Origin of the sequence: Tamlana sp. I1 (assembly GCF_015355625.1) — a bacterium.
Classification (GTDB): Bacteria; Bacteroidota; Bacteroidia; order Flavobacteriales; family Flavobacteriaceae; genus Pseudotamlana.
Window position 1 is genome coordinate 67814 of record NZ_JACLAF010000015.1, and the last position, 17188, is coordinate 85001.

At 34.1% G+C, this 17188-nt stretch carries 13 protein-coding genes and 1 pseudogene; 9 read left to right on the forward strand and 5 right to left on the reverse strand.

Annotation, left to right across the window (positions count from 1 at the left end; all coding sequences use genetic code 11):
• Together H6X70_RS14175 and H6X70_RS14180 are read right to left on the reverse strand one after the other, a co-directional pair.
• Positions 1 to 2220 carry a RelA/SpoT family protein gene (locus H6X70_RS14175; protein ID WP_194768350.1) on the reverse strand — a complete coding sequence of 740 codons (2220 nt, stop codon included), beginning with the start codon at positions 2218 to 2220 and terminating at the stop codon, positions 1 to 3.
• A gap of 97 nt (positions 2221 to 2317) precedes the next feature.
• On the reverse strand, positions 2318 to 2890 hold the full coding sequence (locus H6X70_RS14180; protein ID WP_194768351.1) for a non-canonical purine NTP diphosphatase: 573 nt from the start codon (positions 2888 to 2890) through the stop codon (positions 2318 to 2320).
• A gap of 170 nt (positions 2891 to 3060) precedes the next feature.
• Between H6X70_RS14180 and hpf the strand changes: the two genes are divergently transcribed.
• Positions 3061 to 3360 carry a ribosome hibernation-promoting factor, HPF/YfiA family gene (gene hpf / locus H6X70_RS14185; RefSeq protein ID WP_194768352.1) on the forward strand — a complete coding sequence of 100 codons (300 nt, stop codon included), beginning with the start codon at positions 3061 to 3063 and terminating at the stop codon, positions 3358 to 3360.
• A gap of 171 nt (positions 3361 to 3531) precedes the next feature.
• Here hpf and rlmH read toward each other — a convergent pair whose 3' ends face one another.
• On the reverse strand, positions 3532 to 4005 hold the full coding sequence (gene rlmH, locus H6X70_RS14190) for a 23S rRNA (pseudouridine(1915)-N(3))-methyltransferase RlmH (RefSeq protein WP_194768353.1): 474 nt from the start codon (positions 4003 to 4005) through the stop codon (positions 3532 to 3534).
• A gap of 126 nt (positions 4006 to 4131) precedes the next feature.
• On the opposite strand from rlmH, the gene nadC reads away from it, so the two are divergent.
• From nadC to priA, 3 genes are all read left to right on the forward strand, one after another.
• Positions 4132 to 4992 carry a carboxylating nicotinate-nucleotide diphosphorylase gene (gene nadC, locus H6X70_RS14195; protein ID WP_194768354.1) on the forward strand — a complete coding sequence of 287 codons (861 nt, stop codon included), beginning with the start codon at positions 4132 to 4134 and terminating at the stop codon, positions 4990 to 4992.
• Positions 4993 to 5098: 106 nt separating this feature from the next.
• Entirely contained in the window at positions 5099 to 6040 is a 942-nt protein-coding gene (locus tag H6X70_RS14200; RefSeq protein ID WP_194768355.1) for a YihY/virulence factor BrkB family protein, read from the forward strand.
• Positions 6041 to 6043: 3 nt separating this feature from the next.
• The gene (priA, locus tag H6X70_RS14205) at positions 6044 to 8518 is read left to right on the forward strand and encodes a primosomal protein N' (protein WP_194768356.1); all 2475 of its coding nucleotides are present in this window, start codon (positions 6044 to 6046) and stop codon (positions 8516 to 8518) included.
• 16 nt (positions 8519 to 8534) lie between these two features.
• On the opposite strand, the pseudogene H6X70_RS14210 reads toward priA, so the two are convergent.
• Positions 8535 to 9230, reverse strand: a pseudogene (locus H6X70_RS14210) (LytR/AlgR family response regulator transcription factor).
• 203 nt (positions 9231 to 9433) lie between these two features.
• On the opposite strand from H6X70_RS14210, the gene rpsF reads away from it, so the two are divergent.
• From rpsF to hisS, 5 genes are all read left to right on the forward strand, one after another.
• Positions 9434 to 9772 (forward strand): 30S ribosomal protein S6, encoded by a 339-nt coding sequence (gene rpsF, locus H6X70_RS14215; RefSeq protein ID WP_194768357.1) that lies wholly within the window; start codon positions 9434 to 9436, stop codon positions 9770 to 9772.
• 2 nt (positions 9773 to 9774) lie between these two features.
• Positions 9775 to 10071, forward strand: a complete 297-nt coding sequence (gene rpsR / locus H6X70_RS14220) for a 30S ribosomal protein S18 (RefSeq protein WP_042498218.1) — start codon at positions 9775 to 9777, stop codon at positions 10069 to 10071.
• A gap of 12 nt (positions 10072 to 10083) precedes the next feature.
• Complete coding sequence (gene rplI, locus H6X70_RS14225) at positions 10084 to 10527, forward strand: 50S ribosomal protein L9 (RefSeq protein WP_194768358.1); 444 nt, start codon at positions 10084 to 10086, stop codon at positions 10525 to 10527.
• 222 nt (positions 10528 to 10749) lie between these two features.
• The gene (locus H6X70_RS14230) at positions 10750 to 11220 is read left to right on the forward strand and encodes a DUF6495 family protein (RefSeq protein WP_194768359.1); all 471 of its coding nucleotides are present in this window, start codon (positions 10750 to 10752) and stop codon (positions 11218 to 11220) included.
• A 143-nt stretch (positions 11221 to 11363) separates the two neighbouring features.
• Positions 11364 to 12743, forward strand: a complete 1380-nt coding sequence (gene hisS, locus H6X70_RS14235; RefSeq protein WP_194768360.1) for a histidine--tRNA ligase — start codon at positions 11364 to 11366, stop codon at positions 12741 to 12743.
• Between the two features lie 145 nt (positions 12744 to 12888).
• Here the strand turns inward: hisS and H6X70_RS14240 are convergent, their stop codons facing one another.
• On the reverse strand, positions 12889 to 17145 hold the full coding sequence (locus H6X70_RS14240) for a LamG-like jellyroll fold domain-containing protein (RefSeq protein WP_194768361.1): 4257 nt from the start codon (positions 17143 to 17145) through the stop codon (positions 12889 to 12891).
• Positions 17146 to 17188: the final 43 nt, after the last annotated feature.

The following is a 17188-nucleotide window of genomic DNA, read 5'->3' on the forward strand; positions in this document are numbered from 1 at the left end:
TTACACTCTAGTAACCTTATCTATACCATTAATTTTTTTAAGTTTTTCTAAAAGCTTTTTAATAATGGTATTATTTTTTACAACAACATTGATTTTTCCTGAGAATAACCCTTCATCACTTTCAAAACTAATACTTTTCATATTAACATGCATATTTTCAGAAACGATAGAGGTTATTTCGTTTACCAAGCCAATATGATCGATTCCTGTAAGGGTAATTTGAGCCAAAAATTCTTGCTGCGTGGAATCTACCCATCTAGCCGTCATGATACGATAAGCATAATTGGATTGTAAACTTAAGGCATTCGGACAGTTTTTTTTGTGCACTTTAATACCTTCAGAAACTGTTAAAAATCCAAAAACCTGGTCGCCAGGAATGGGGTTGCAGCAATTGGCTAATTTATAATCTAGTTTTTCTTCTTCTCTTCCGAAAACTAAAGAATCGAAATTGGTAGTTACTTCGTTTTTCTCAATCTCTTCTTTTGGAATGTTTGCCTTTCTGGTAATTTTACTTTTAATAAAAGACATTAAGGCATTACTTCGTGACGCCGCAAAGTTTTTTATCATGGTATTGTCTATCGAGCCAATGCCTACACGGTAAAATAAATCTAAACTCGTTTTTAGTTTGAAATAATTAACCAGTTCGTTAATGCTGCGCTCGTTAAGTGTAATTTTTAGTTGTTTTAACTTACGTCTTAAAATTTCCTTACCATCTTCGCCAATGCGTTTTTTGTCTTCTTTTAGTGCCGATTTAATTTTACCACGAGCTCGTGCTGTTGTCGCATAGTCTAACCAGTTTTGGTTTGGTTTTGCACTTTCGGAAGTTAAAACTTCTACCTGGTCGCCAGTTTCTAAAACATGACTAAGCGGTACAAGTTTTCCGTTTACTTTGGCGCCTCTGGTTTTCATGCCAATTTCGGTATGAATATTAAAGGCAAAGTCTAAAGATGTGGCCCCTTTTGGAAGCGATTTTAAATCGCCATTTGGGGTAAAAACAAATATTTCTTGAGAATATAAATTAAGTTTAAACTGTTCAACAAAATCTACGGCATTAATCTCGGTGCTTTCAAGCGCTTCTTGTAGCCTGTTTATCCAGCTTTCTAAACTGTCTTCTTTTTCAGAATTGTTTTTGTATTTGTAATGAGCGGCGTATCCTTTTTCGGCAATTTCATTCATACGTTCGCTACGCACTTGTACTTCAACCCAGCGTCCTTTTGGTCCCATTACGGTAATGTGTAAGGCTTCATAACCTGTAGATTTTGGCGAGGTTATCCAATCTCGCAATCGCATGGGGTTAGGTCTAAAGTGATCGGTTACAATTGAATATATTTTCCAAGCTAGAAATTTTTCGTCTGGAATTTCACTTTTATAAATAATTCGAATGGCAAATTTGTCGTAAACTTCATCAAAAGAAACGCCTTGAGCCAACATTTTTCTTCTTATTGAAAAAATTGATTTCGGACGTCCTTTTATAGAGTATTCAAAATTTTCCTTGTCTAAAGCATTTTTTATAACCTCACTAAAGTCCTTTATATATAGGTCTTGTTCTTCTTTACTTTCTTTAATTTTATGAAGAATGTCGTTGTAAACATCGGGTTCGGTATATTTTAAACTTAAATCTTCAAGTTGCGTTTTAATGTTGTACAAACCAATACGGTGTGCTAATGGCGCATAAATGTATAAGGTTTCCGATGCGATTTTATCCTGTTTATCAGGGCGCATGGAATCCATGGTTTGCATATTATGGAGTCGGTCGGCAATTTTAATAATGATAACGCGAACATCATCATTAAGCGTTAAAAGCATTTTACGAAAATTCTCGGCCTGTAAAGACACATCCATGTCTTTGTCCTTACTTAAGGATGAAATTTTGGTTAAACCTTCAACAATTCTAGCAATGGTTTTTCCAAAACGTTTCTCGATGTCTTTAATTTCATAATCTGGGCTGTCTTCAACAACGTCATGAAGCAGCGCCGCAGCAATAGAAGTGGCATCCAATCCAATTTCTTGTGCTACAATTTTAGCCACAGCAATAGGGTGGAAGATGTAAGCTTCTCCCGATTTTCTACGCTGGTTTTTGTGTCCATCTAAAGCAACTTCAAAAGCACTTCTAATTAGTTTTTTATCTTCAGAAGAAAGGGTTCTATAACTAACTTTTAGTAGTTCTTTGTAGGCTTTTGCAATGGTGGCATTTTCTTTTTCAATATCTTCCTCTGTCATAATTTAAAAGTAGCATAAAGAATGTTAACAGACAACTTCGTGTTGTTTTTTTATAATGAATTAGGCCGGAATAGGAGCTTGTGTAAGGTTAAATTTACTAGCTGTTTAGAAATTGAACCAGTTGAGAAACGGCTTTTCCGCGGTGACCAATACTGTTTTTAGTACTTAAAGGCATTTCGGCAAAGGTTTCATGGTATCCCTTCGGATTAAAAATGGGGTCGTATCCAAAGCCTTGTTCTCCAATTTTATTGTTGGTTATAGCACCTTCACAAATTCCAGTAAAAGTTTTTAAAGTGTTGTTTATATGTAAAGCAATTACCGTTTTAAATTGTGCAGCTCTATTGGTTTTACCCTGTAATTCGTTTAGTAGCTTATTCATATTATCTTGAGCGTCTTTTTGTTCGCCAGCATAACGCGCGGAAAAAACGCCAGGCGCACCATTTAATGCTTCAACTTCCAAGCCGGTATCGTCTGCAAAACAATCATAACCGTAGTTCTCCTTAATATAAGTTGCTTTTTGAATGGCATTGCCTTCAATAGTATCTTGTGTTTCTGGAATATCTTCCAAACAACCAATATCTTTTAAACTTAATAAGGTAATGTGTTCAGGGATTAAAGCTTGAACTTCTTTAACTTTATTTAAGTTGTTGGTGGCGAAAACGAGTTGCATAGATTCTAGAATTGATTATGCCAAAAGTACTATTATAAAGGTATAAATGAAAGTGGCATTTAATTTATTGTATTTTAAATTTTAATAGCATTTTATGACTTTTGATGTTTTATGTTGAGCAAAAAACCTGTACCTTGGGAATAGATTATTAACATAAAAAGCGATTGATTATGACAGTAAATTTTCAGTATGTAGGCGTAGATGTAAGTGAAACACTTTCACAATTCACAAAAGAAAAACTAGAAAAACTATTTAATAGATATGAATTTTTAATAAGTGCTGCCGTGCATTTTAAACAAGATGAAAAAGATCACGATTTAGGAAAAATATGTAATATAGAATTGAGTTTACCGGGACCAAGAATTTTTGCAACTTCTAACGAGCGTAATTTTGAAGTTTCGGTAAGAGAAACCATAAGCGATTTAGAGCGTCAACTTAAAAAAAGAAAAGAAGTTTTTAAAACGCATTAGAATTGACATAAGAATGACAGATGACGGATGACCGAAGTCTATTAATTTAAAAAGATGATTAAGACCTAGTTTTAATCATCTTTTTTTTGTGTTTAAGAAGCGCATTGAACTGAAAACAGTAACTGCAGCTAAAAACCAAAAACCAAAAACCAAAAACCAAAAACCAATTTTTCACCTATGATGATAAGGTTCATTCCTTAATATAGTGAAACCTCTATACAATTGTTCAATAAAAAATAAGCGAATCATTTGATGAGAAAAGGTCATTTTAGATAATGATATTTTTCCATTAGCTTGTTTGTAAACGTCTTCCGAAAAACCATAAGGGCCACCAATAACAAAAACCAATTGCTTAATTCCAGAATTCATATGTTTTTGTAAGTAGTTTGAAAAGGCTACCGAGTCGTATTGTTTTCCGTTTTCATCTAACAAAATTAAGGCGTCTGTAGTATTTATCTTGCTCAAAATCAGCTCTCCCTCCTTTTTTTTCTGCTGTTCTTCACTTAAATTCTTCGAATTTTTAATATCTGGAATAATCTCTAAATTGAATTTAATGTAGAAGCCTAAGCGTTTAATATAATCGTTAATTAGTAACGTAAGTTGTTTATTATCAGTTTTGCCAATGGCAATAAGTCTAATAGTCATATGTCAGGATTACGGTTTGCTATTTATGAATAATGCATTAAAATTAGAAAAAATTAAAAATTTCGTAAATGTAAAATTTAATTTAGTGAATCTATTTATTATTTTTGCTGCAAATATGAATTATTTATGATTACACAAGAGCAGTTTGATTCGGAATTGAAAATGATTATTTCTAACGCGATTAGAGAAGACGTTGGAGACGGAGATCATAGCTCGTTAGCTTGTATTCCTGAAAATGCACGCGGCAAAGCTAAACTTTTAGTTAAAGACAAAGGTATTATTGGCGGTGTTAATTTCGCAAAAAAGGTATTTGCTTACGTTGATAAAAATTTAAAATTAGATGTACGTATTGAAGACGGTTCCGAGGTGACATACGGCGATGTCGTAATGTATATCGAAGGTTCTTCGCAATCTATTTTAAAAGCCGAGCGTACGGTACTTAACGCCATGCAGCGTATGAGTGCCATTGCAACAAAAACTAGAATGTTTGTTGATTTATTAAAAGGAACTAAAACACGAATTTTAGATACCCGTAAAACAACCCCAGGCATTCGTGTTTTAGAAAAGTGGGCTGTAAAAATTGGTGGTGGCGAAAATCATAGATTTGCATTGTATGATATGATTATGTTAAAAGATAATCACATCGATTTTGCTGGTGGAATAACCAAAGCAATTGAAATGACTAAGGATTATTTAAACGAAACTGGTAAAGACTTGCTAATTATGGTTGAGGCTAGAAACCTAATTGAGGTTGAAGAAATTCTAGAAAACGATGGTGTTTACAGAATTTTACTTGATAATTTCGATTATGAGGATACCAGAAAAGCGGTTAAATTAATAGGCGATAAATGCCTTACCGAATCCTCAGGAAATATAAACGAAACCACGATAAGACATTATGCAGAATGTGGTGTAAATTATATTTCGTCGGGCGCTTTAACGCATTCTGTTCATAATATGGATTTAAGCTTAAAAGCCATAAAATAAGACTTTCCCTCGGTCTTTTATTTAATGAATTTAATAGGTTTTAAGCCTTAAAAGCATTCTTTATTTTAATAACTTTGCTATTCTAACCACGAAAAGCAAACTATTAATGACCAAGCCCATTGAGGACAAACTTGAAAAAATACCCGTAATTAATATTTTAGTACGGTTTTTTAAGCACATTAAACTTCCTGGCCTTGCAGGGTTTTCTTTATACGATTTATTAGAACTTTATATTACAGGTATTGTAAAAGGTGCAGTAACGACACGAGCTAGTGCTATTGCTTTTAGTTTTTTTACAGCAATTTTTCCGTTTTTATTATTTGTACTAATCATTATCCCTTACATACCTATTGATGATTTTAAAATTGAATTCTTAGTCTTTTTAGAATCCTTTTTACCACCAAGTACTTCCGATTTTTTCTTTGAAAACATCTTTGATAATATTGAAAAATCGCAGCAAGCCGGTTTATTATCGTCTGTGTTTATTTTATCAATTTTATTAATGGCAAACGGGGTTAACGCTGTGTTTACAGGTTTTGAAAGTTCGTACCATGAACAAATCACACGTTCTGTATTTAGGCAATATTTATATGCTTTAGGTATTGCATTAATTTTATCTTTTTTATTAATCTTAACCATTGCGTTTCTAGGTTATTTTCAAATTTATGTGGTTCAGAATTTTATAGAAATGCTTCAAGATATCGGGTTTAGTTCCGAAGAAAAAGGGAAGTTTTGGACAAACATGGTCAAGTCGATGTTCTTTGTAATTATGGTGTATTTATCAACTGCAACACTTTATTATTTCGGAACAAAAGAAGGGAAGTATTCCCGTTTTTTATCGGTGGGCGCATTATTTACTACTTTTTTAATCATTGTAACCTCATTTTTATTCGGAATTTATATCGAGAATTTTAGTCAATACAATAAATTATATGGTTCTATTGGTGCCCTTTTAATTTTACTACTGTATTTATGGTTAAATTCTAATATTATATTGCTGGGCTACGAGTTAAATGCATCTATTAATAAACTTCGAAAAACCTCTTAGTTTATGCTGTATTTTATTGATGTTATTATTCCTATTCCACTTAAAAAATTATTTACCTATACGGTAACGGCTGCTGAAGCTGAATTTCTAAAGCCAGGCATGCGTGTAGCCGTTCCTTTTGGAAAATCTAAAATATATACAGGAGTTGTTTTTAGCATCCATAATGAAGCTCCGGTGGCTTATGAAGCTAAAGATATTCAGCAAATTTTAGATGAAAAACCCGTAGTAAACGATTTGCAGTTGAAGTTTTGGCAGTGGATTGCGAGTTACTACATGTGTACTTTAGGCGATGTGATGCGCGCTGCTTTACCAAACGCATTTATTTTAGAGAGTGAAACGGTTGTTACAAGAAATGCCATTAATAATATAGACGAGTCCATTTTAAAAGATGATGAGTTTTTAATTTTTGAAGCTTTGCAACACCAGTCTTCACTTAAAATTCATGATATCACTAATATTCTGGGGAAAAAGAATATTTTACCTGTCATTAAAGGTTTGATTGAAAAGGAGGCGATTACCGTTGAAGAAGAGGTATATGAAAAGTATAAACCTAAATTGGTTCGCTATGTCAAGTTGCATACCAGTTATACAAGTGAAAGGGCCTTACATGAATTATTAGATGAGTTAAGCAGAGCTCCTAAACAAAGGGAAGTGGTTCTTACTTTGTTTTCTATTTCGGCGAAAACCAAAAAGCCTGTAAAGGTTTCAGATTTGGTTGAAGAAAGTGGCGCTTCGTCTTCAATAATAAAATCGTTAATTGATAAAGGTGTTCTTGAAGAGTATCATATACAAACCGATCGTGTGGAGTATTCAGGAGAAGATACCGAAGCTTCAAAACAATTAAACGACCATCAAGAAACTGCTTTAAAAGAGATACAATCTAGTTTTGAAAATCATAGTGTGACTTTATTACACGGGGTTACGTCTTCAGGAAAAACAGAGGTTTACGTAAAACTTATCGAGGCGGTTATAAACCAAGGTAAACAAGTGTTGTATTTGCTTCCAGAAATAGCTTTAACGACTCAGTTAATTACGAGGCTTCAGAATTATTTCGGAGAAAAAGTAGCTGTTTTTCATTCTAAATACTCTTCTCAAGAACGTGTTGAAGTTTGGAATCATGTGCTAAACAATTCCGCGCCTGCCTTGCCGTCAGGCAGGAAAGCGCAAATAATATTAGGCGCGCGTTCTTCTATATTTTTACCATTTAATAACTTAGGATTGATTGTAGTTGATGAAGAACACGAGCAATCTTTTAAGCAATTCGACCCTGCACCGCGTTATCATGCCAGAGATGCAGCGGTTGTTTTGGCGCATTTACATGGAGCAAAAACACTATTGGGTTCTGCAACGCCAAGTTTAGAGAGTTACTATAACGCGAAGCAAAATAAATATGGTTTTGTTGAATTGTTATACCGTTACAACAATGTTTTAATGCCTGATATTGAGTTGGTAGATATTAAAGATAAGCTGAAAAAGAAGCGCATGAAAGGGCATTTTAGCGATAGGCTTATCGAGGAAATGACCGAAACTTTAGCTGAAGGCCATCAAATCATCTTATTTCAAAACCGTCGCGGATTTTCACCAATTGTCGAGTGTAAAACCTGTGGGCATGCGCCGCAGTGTCCTAATTGCGATGTGAGTCTAACCTATCATCAATACAGAAATCAATTGCGTTGCCATTATTGTGGTTATAATTCGGCCATGTTGCAAGATTGTTCGGCTTGTGGCGGACAGGATATTGACAGTAAAGGTTTTGGTACCGAGCAAATTGAAGAAGAAGTTAAAATACTTTTTCCAGATTATAAGGTAGCGCGAATGGATTTAGATACCACACGTGGTAAATACGGTTACGAAAAAATTATAACAGCCCTAGAGCAGCAAGAAATTGATATTTTGGTTGGTACGCAAATGCTAACTAAAGGTTTGGATTTTAGAAATGTGAAGTTAGTAGGTATTATGAATGCCGATAATATGCTGAATTTTCCAGATTTTAGAGCGCACGAACGTAGTTTTCAGCTTATGTTACAGGTTTCGGGTAGGGCAGGGCGTACCGAAGAGCGCGGGAAAGTGTTAATTCAAACCTATAATCCGTTTCATAATATTTTGCAGCAGGTGTCTACAAATAACTATACCGAAATGTTTAAAGAACAGATGAACGAAAGGTATAATTTTAAATATCCACCTATATATAAACAGATTAAAATTACATTAAAACACAAAGATTATAATCGTGTAGAAACGGCTTCTATTTGGTTTGCAAAATCGTTAAGGCAAGTGTTTGGCGATGCGGTTTTAGGGCCAGAAGCGCCACCGGTGGCTAGAATAAGAAACCAGTTTCATAAAAATATTTTAGTAAAAATCCCTAAAAAACAGTCGTTAGCAAAAACAAAAGAAGCTATCATTAAAATTAATAATAGCTTTTTTAGTGTGAAAGATTTTAGATCGGTTAGGGTAGTTTTAAACGTCGATAATTTTTAGTTTAGTGTGGTGGTTATTAAATATTGTTTAAAGCGTCTACCAATTGGGTTTTCTTATTCCTGCTTAAAGGAATTTCATAAGCCCCAACTTCAACATTTTTACTGTTAAATCTGTCAATTTTATCTAAATTTACGATATACGATTTATGAATTCTTAAAAATTTACCTTCAGGTAATTCGGCTTCGAAAGATTTCATTGTGGATAATACAACCAAGCTGTTTTCTTCAGTTACAAGTTTTACATAATCACCAAGGGCTTCAATTCACTTAATGTCTTTAATGTAAACTTTACGTTTTTTAAGGTTGCTTTTAACAAAAATATGTTCACCATCTTCTTCGCTAAAGTCTTGAGTTAATCTGTGTTGTTCTAAGGCTTTGTCTACAGAAGTGTTAAAACGTTCTCTTGTAATGGGTTTGTGTAAGTAATCGGTAGCATCATAATTGAAAGCTTTAAAAGCGTATTCAGTTTTACCGGTTACGAAAATAATTTGCGGTTTGTTGTTTAATACGTCTAGAAGTTCAAATCCGTTTAGCACTGGCATTTCAATGTCTAAAAAAATTAAATCTACTTGATGCGTGTTTAAACCATTTTTTGTTTCTAAAGCGCTACTGTACTCCGCAATTAAGTTGAGAGATGGGTGGTTCTCGACTAACTTAACTATAGAGAGACGCTGAATGGCTGAATCGTCTACTACTACACAGTTTAAAGTCATAACATTCTATATTATTTCGGTTAAGATATCGACAATAGTACAAAAAATTCGGCTAAAAACCAAAAAACGTCGGTAAAGCGCAAATTTTATTGAATTTACTAGTGCCTATTTGTTTGAGAGGGAAATTAGGTCTAATAATCTTGTGTAAGATATAAAAAATAATTACTTTTGCAGCCAATTTTTAACAATAAAATACGATTTTTATGAATCATTATGAAACTGTTTTCATCTTAAATCCCGTTTTATCTGAAGATCAGGTAAAGGAAACAGTAAAGAAATACGAAGACTTTCTTGTTTCTAACGGCGCTAAGATGATAGCTAAAGAAGATTGGGGACTAAAAAAATTAGCTTACCCAATTCAAAACAAGAAAAGTGGTTTTTATCACTTATTTGAGTACACTGTACCAGGAGAAGTAATTGACGCTTTAGAAGTAGAGTTTAGGCGTGACGAGCGTTTTATGCGTTATTTAACAGTATCGTTAGATAAGCACGCGATTGCTTGGGCAGAAAGAAGAAGAGAGAAACTTAAACAAAAAGCTTAATTATGTCATCAATAGAACAACAATCAAAAGGAAAAAAAGACGGCGAAATTAGATATTTAACGCCTCTTAATATTGAAACTAATAAGCAAAAGAAATATTGTCGTTTCAAAAAGTCTGGTATCAAGTATGTAGATTATAAAGATGCAGACTGGTTATTAAGATTTGTAAATGAGCAAGGTAAAATTTTACCACGTCGTTTAACAGGAACATCATTAAAGTATCAAAGAAAAGTGTCTGTAGCTGTAAAAAGAGCACGTCACTTAGCTTTAATGCCTTATGTAGCTGATTTATTAAAATAAAATACGATAACAATGGAACTTATATTAAAACAAGACGTTGAAAATTTAGGATTTAAAGACGATGTTGTAACAGTTAAGAACGGTTATGGTAGAAACTTTTTAATTCCTCAAAAACAAGCGATTTTAGCAACAGCTTCTGCAAAAAAAGTATTAGCTGAAAACTTAAAGCAACGCGCTTTTAAAGAAAAGAAAATAGTTGATGATGCTAATAAAGTTGCTGAAGCAATTAAAGCATTAGAAATTAAAATACCAGCTAAAGTTGGAGCAGGAGACAAATTATTTGGTTCTGTAAACAACATCGATTTAGCTGAAGCTTTAGCAAAAGAAGGTCAAGAAATTGATAAAAAATTCATCACGCTTACAACAATTAAACGATTAGGTAAATATACTGCCGTAATTCGTTTACACAGAGTTGTATCTGTAGATTTAGAATTTGAAGTTGTTGCCCAAACTTAATTAAAAGCTTTATATCATACAAAACCACTCAATTTTTTTGAGTGGTTTTTTTATGTTTTATAGTTTCATGTGTGAAACCCATTGGGTTTGGTCTCCATTTTTTAAGATAATAAGAGATATATTCTTAAATTTGCAGCGCTTAAAAACCCGGTTTTTTTAAGCTGAAAACAGTTTATATACAGATAGTTTATTACTATAATTTCAAAATTGATTTTTATTTAAATGAAATATTCAAGACTCACCAAAGAACAGTTTGAAGAATTACACCAAGAATTTATAAATTTCTTAGCAACTCAATCCATTACAGCTGATGAGTGGACAAATTTAAAAGCAAATAAACCCGATTTAGCCGAAATGGAATTAGACGTGTTTAGCGATTTAATTTGGGAAGGTGTATTAAATGCTGCTGAGTTTTTAGAGCATATTTCAGCACAACACATGTATTTGTTTAGGTTAGGGGAAACGAATATGCAAGCCATTGTATTGAATGTGAAAAACGAAGAAGTGGATATTACTACAGCCGAAGGTTATAACTGGTTACGAGAAAACTTAATGGATGAAAGCGTAGAGTTTTTACAGGCCGATAAAGATTATACCGACGATAAAAATTTAGATAAGTTTAAAATGATTGAACAAGGCGCTGTGATTACTAAAGGCGATTTGTTTAAGTATTTTGATAAAATAATTAACTAATCATTCCTACAAAGGCAGAATTTGTTTCCAATTAAAACTATTATTTTTGTTCTTCCGCAACAGCAAAATAATTTTTAAAGTTTTGATGCGGCAAATTCTATTTTTTAATAATTAAAAAGATACCTGTTTCCACAGACATTTATATGGCTCAAAAACCAAGCATTCCAAAAGGCACAAGAGATTTTAATCCAGAACAAGTTGCCAAACGAAACTATATATTTAACACTATTCGTGGTGCTTTTGAAACCTTCGGATTTCAATCTATTGAAACCCCAAGTTTTGAAAACTCAAGTACCCTTATGGGGAAGTATGGCGATGAAGGTGACCGATTAATTTTTAAGATTTTAAATTCTGGTGATTTCTTATCTAAGGCAAATGCAGAAGCTTATGCAGAAAAAGATTCCACGAAAATAACCGCTTCAATTTCAGAAAAAGCATTGCGTTATGACTTAACCGTGCCTTTTGCGCGTTACGTGGTGCAGCATCAAAATGAAATTGAATTTCCGTTTAAACGCTATCAAATTCAACCTGTTTGGCGTGCCGATCGTCCTCAAAAAGGCCGTTTTAGAGAGTTTTTTCAATGTGATGCCGATGTAGTAGGCTCTAGATCGCTTTGGCAAGAAGTTGAGTTTATTCAGTTGTATGATAGGGTTTTTTCAGCTTTAAAACTGGAAGGCGTTACCATCAAAATAAATAATAGAAAAATACTTTCTGGAATTGCTGAAGTGATTGGTGCTAGCGATAAGCTTATCGATTTCACTGTGGCTTTAGATAAATTAGACAAAATAGGCGAGGAGAAAGTGAAGGAAGAAATGCTTGGTAAAGGAATTTCTGAAGAAGGCATTTCAAAACTTCAGCCTTTATTTACACTTTCAGGTTCTTTTGAATCTCAAATTGAAAGTTTAAAAAGTATTCTATCTACTTCCGAAGAAGGCTTAAAAGGGATTGAAGAATTGGCTTTTATTGATGAAGCTATTTCCGAGTTAGGTTTAAGTACAGCAACACTTCAGTTGGATGTGACTTTAGCTAGAGGTTTAAATTATTATACAGGCGCTATTTTTGAAGTAGCAGCACCAAAAACCGTACAAATGGGTTCTATTGGTGGCGGTGGCCGTTATGATGACTTAACGGGAATTTTTGGTTTAAAAGATGTTAGTGGGGTTGGTATAAGTTTTGGTCTGGACCGCATTTATTTGGTTTTAGAAGAATTAGGCTTGTTTCCAGAAACCGTTAGTAAAAATGTAGCCGTTTTATTTATAAATTTTGGTGATAAGGAAGCGCTATTCTGTTTAAAAGCCATTAAGAATTTACGTTTACAAGGCATTAATGCTGAATTATATCCCGATGCTGCTAAAATGAAAAAACAAATGAATCATGCGAATAAACGCGAAATTCCATTTGTGGTTTTAGTGGGTGAGGAGGAAATAAAATCTAATCAGTATACATTAAAAGATATGGTTTCAGGAGAGCAAAGCAAGGTGTCTCTAGAAGCATTAATTTTAAAAACAAAAGAGACTGTCTAAAAAGTATACTTGATGTCATATTGAGCTTGTCGAAATATTTTTAACTGATTGCTAATCAATATCGGTTTCGACAAGCTCAACCTGACAAGTCAAATTTAACTTACTTTTTAGATAGTCTCTTTTGTTTAAGTTGGTTTTCAATAAACTACTCTACAAGCACTTTCTTGGTTACGGTTCCTTTATTAGTTTTTAATTTTACCGTGTATATTCCTGTGCTTATTGCTTCTGTTTTGTATTCTGAATTTCTATCAGTATTTTGAATTTCAATGCTTAATACCGATTGTCCTAATAAGTTAAATAGCGCTATTGATTCTATTTGAAGGGCATTAGGATTGTAGATTACAATTTGTTTTTTAGTGTTATTAAAATGCACTTCAAGACTGTTTTCTTCGGCTTGATCTGTTTCTAACGTTAAAGGTGTCGAAAATGTTAGCTCAAAACGGTCTTCTTGTACGCCTGATTCTAAATAAATTTCAAAATCACTTTCTTTTAGATCATGATAAGTGTTTAAGTCTTTATCATGTAAATAAATTTTAGTTTGAGGGTCTACATTTTCTAAAGCATCAATTTTTATCAGCGCTAAACCTTCTTTTGATGTTTTTAGGCCTAAAGGTAAAATTTGACTTGTTTCTTCAAAGTTTTTAATAGCTTGTATTGTTAATGCGCTTTTATTTAACAGCCAATACATGTCTTCTTTGTTTGCTTCGTTTAGTTCGGCTTCATAACCTAAATCAAATCCATTTGTGGCATGCGCATCTGTACCAAGTAAAATTTGCCTGTGGTAACCAAGTGGTGATTTAAATTTTAATCGAATTTTTGGCCTGATATCTTCAGAAATTTTATTTGCTTTAGATTTTCCTGATGCTGATTTTAAAAATTCGGAAGGATGAGCAGCTTCTGTTGCAAATACACGTTGGCTATTTTTAAAAACAATCTGTCCTCCAATAGGGACGGTTGCAGCAGATGCATCTGAAGAATTAATCATTTTTTTAAGATCTGGATCTAATAACGATGAAACAAAAAATCCTTGCCCTACTGGGATATACCGTTTGGCCGTACTTCCTGTATTTCCAGTGGCATTAATTCTGCTATCATTTGATATGGCTGGTGTAGCTCCTGTTAATGTGTATACAGAATATCCGCCTTCATACTCTTTAAGAAAGTGTGAGTGATCAGAGAAATGATCCCAGAAATATAAAGCCCCATTGATAATATTTCCGTTTGGGTTGTTTCCGCCATCAGAAGTTCCTAAATTATCTCTAATAAATTGATCGGCATCAATAGAAGACGGGTAAGGGTTACCAACTAAATAGTCATTATCTTCATTAAGTGTTAAGCTGATATCTCCATTAAACGGTTTTCCTAGAAATTCGTAAAGTTGTTCTGCATCGGTGGTTCCAGTTCCTTTCATAGTAAATCCTTCCCCTGGCAATAATTCTCCTGTACTTCTAATATGTTCCCATTCGGAATATTGGTCTGATGGATTATCGGCATATTTCCAAATCCAATAATCTGCAACATTTGATCCGTCTCCATCATATTCATTTTGACCAGTTAAAAAACCAATATTATCAAAGATATCCGATGCTGTATAGTTGCTATTATTTAGTGAGCCAGTTATTCCAACGGGAGACGACCAACAATTGTATGTATATAAGTTTGCTGCGCCTTCTTGGTTTCTTTCCAAAGCTCCGCTACTTGTCGATGCTAAAATACTGCCTTGGGTTTGTATAAGTTGAGATTCGCCTTCTAAATCTAAAAGTCCATTTAATTCTAAATACCAACTGTTATGAATACCATGATTTGGCTGGACGGTAAAGGTTTTGTTATCATCTATAATAATACCAACCGTGCCTTGGGTAAATTCGGTTGCACCTTTTAAGTTTAAATTGTGTTTAATGTGGATGATTGAGGCGTCTTCAGGATTGTTTTTTTTGTTTGAAATATCCCATTCATCACCATATAACCAACTTGCCGAATTATCCCAATCGCCATCGGCTGAAGTGATAAAAGGAAGCGGTGCTTTTTGGAAATAGATGTTTTTAAAATTATACATTTTTGCGCCAGTAACATCTTTTGAAGTAGATTTTTTATCATCTAAAATGTCGTCTGTATAGCCATCCATTTTATAGTATTTAACTAATTGGGAGCCTAATGTTGATGAGATATCTAAAGGAATTATTTTTCCGCTGTTAAAACCATTGGTATCATCCAATTCCTGATACACCATTCTTTTTATTTCTTCTGATGTAAGGGCCGTATTAAAAACTCTTACTTCATCGATTTCGCCTTTAAAATAGTTTGCGTTTGAAGCACCTCGACCAATTGTGAAATTAGGGGTGTCGGTGAAACTTCCATTGGTAGATGTGTCTTCTTCAACACCATTAATATATAGTTTTGTTTCGCCAGATTTTGTTGCTACGGCAATATGCGTCCAAATATTTTCTGGAATTGCAGTTGTTGAAACAAGAGTGTTGCCTTCTATAACAGTGCTTACAATATTAGTGCTGCTATCTATTATTAAATAGAAATTGTCTTTTCCTGCTATAATTTGATGGTCGTTATTTGTGTTTGCTCCATCCTTTTTAATAAAAGCCATTATCGAGGCTTCGCTTGTTAACGAAAAAGTATCTTCAACATAATCGTTTCTACCATCAAAATACAAACTAAAACTGCTGTCTAAATTTCTTGGAGATCCAAAAACGGTATCGTCTCCATCTCTCGAATCCATAATACCATCGCCATCATTGTCTGTGGTGTTGGATAGTTTACCGTTAGCATCTAATAAGTTTTCATATATGATTCTAGGGTCGTTTGCGGCTAGTGGCAGTGGGTTTACTTCTAAATAGTCGGGTATATTAGGGTCTCCAAAGGTGTCTACAGGACTAGTTTGGCCATTATTACCATAAGAATCGTTAAAATTTGTGCCTTCATGGAAATCGAATATATCTATTATGCCATCGCCGTATCCGTTTGCAGTTCCGCTATCGCCTCTAAAGTTTTCAGTTTCTATACCGTCGCCAGTACCATCACCTGAAATATCGCCGTCCCCATTTATAAAGGTTGGACTGTTACTATTTGTGGCTCCAGACTCATCGACATCAAATAAGCCATCGTTATCGCTATCTAAATCTAAATAATTAGGAATGCCATCTCCGTCTGTGTCTATTGGGGTTAGAGTAGGCGATTCTAAACTGTCTAGCATGCCATTTTTGTTCTTATCGTTTGATTTTTTTAAAGCTGTTGCTATATATCCTTTATCAGCACTCAAAGCAGCAGTTGTAGAATTTGCTTCAATAGCATCTGGGATCCCATCGTTATCAGAATCCAAATCATAGATGTCACCAACATTATCACCATCCATGTCGCAAATGGATTGTTTAATAACAATATCGTCTAATGCTAAATCGTTACCAGCGCCACCGGGAGCATTGTTTACAAATTTAACAAGTATAGTAGATTCTGAGGTTGTTAAGGTTGATGAAAATTCTTGCCATTCAGAAACTGGGCACGTACTACTAGTACTATCGCTATCTCCGCCTCCACTACAGCGGTATATGTTATTAGTTGTGAAGACAGACCCGCTAGTTCCAAAAATTTCAGTACCATCAGTTTTATAAAAGTGAACAGTAATTTTAGGTTTACTTCTATTATAAGTACTCTTGTCTACATTTATAACCCAAAAACTATAGGTTATTAATACGTCTGGAATTAAACCATTAATGGTTGTTTCATAAAAAGTGTTGTTGGCAATGTCATGGCCGTTAAAAAGTGCCATTCTTCCTTTGGTATTTCCGGTGTTATCTCCAGGCGTGTGGTCTTCAATTGGTTCCCAAGCGCTGTGTGCCCATGTCGCCACATGGCCTGTAGGCGAAGGAGTAACATTGGCATTAGGGTTTGTAGGGACATCATCTGGATCTACAATTATACTTGTAAGTGTGTATTGGCCATCGTTTACACTATTGTTAGAGCCAGCGCCATCTTCGTATCCATAGCCTGTATAGGCAGTGTAAGGGGAGTCTGCTCCGCCTATTTCGCCACGCGCAGTGCTTGGGTCAGATTCATCGTATACACCAAAAGTTTCATTTAAGAATATAAATTCGGCCAATGAGTTGCCGTTAGCATCAACACAAGCTTGTTCTTCAATAGTATCAGGAATACCATCGTTATCATCATCAATATCATTGTTATCTGAAACACCATCACCATCACTATCATAAAAACCAGTGCTCATCATGGATTTCATGGTTGTTTGGAAAGTGAACTCTTCAGGGGGGCTGCTCATCTTATTAGTAGAAGTCTTCAAATTAATACTTTCAATTTCTTGAGAAAAAGCATTAATGCTTAGAAATAAGATGAAAAAATGCAATAATAATTTAGTCCAAAAAGTAGTTTTCTTCATGTGAGAGGCAGTTTTGGGATAACTGATTGTTAAATAGCAGCTT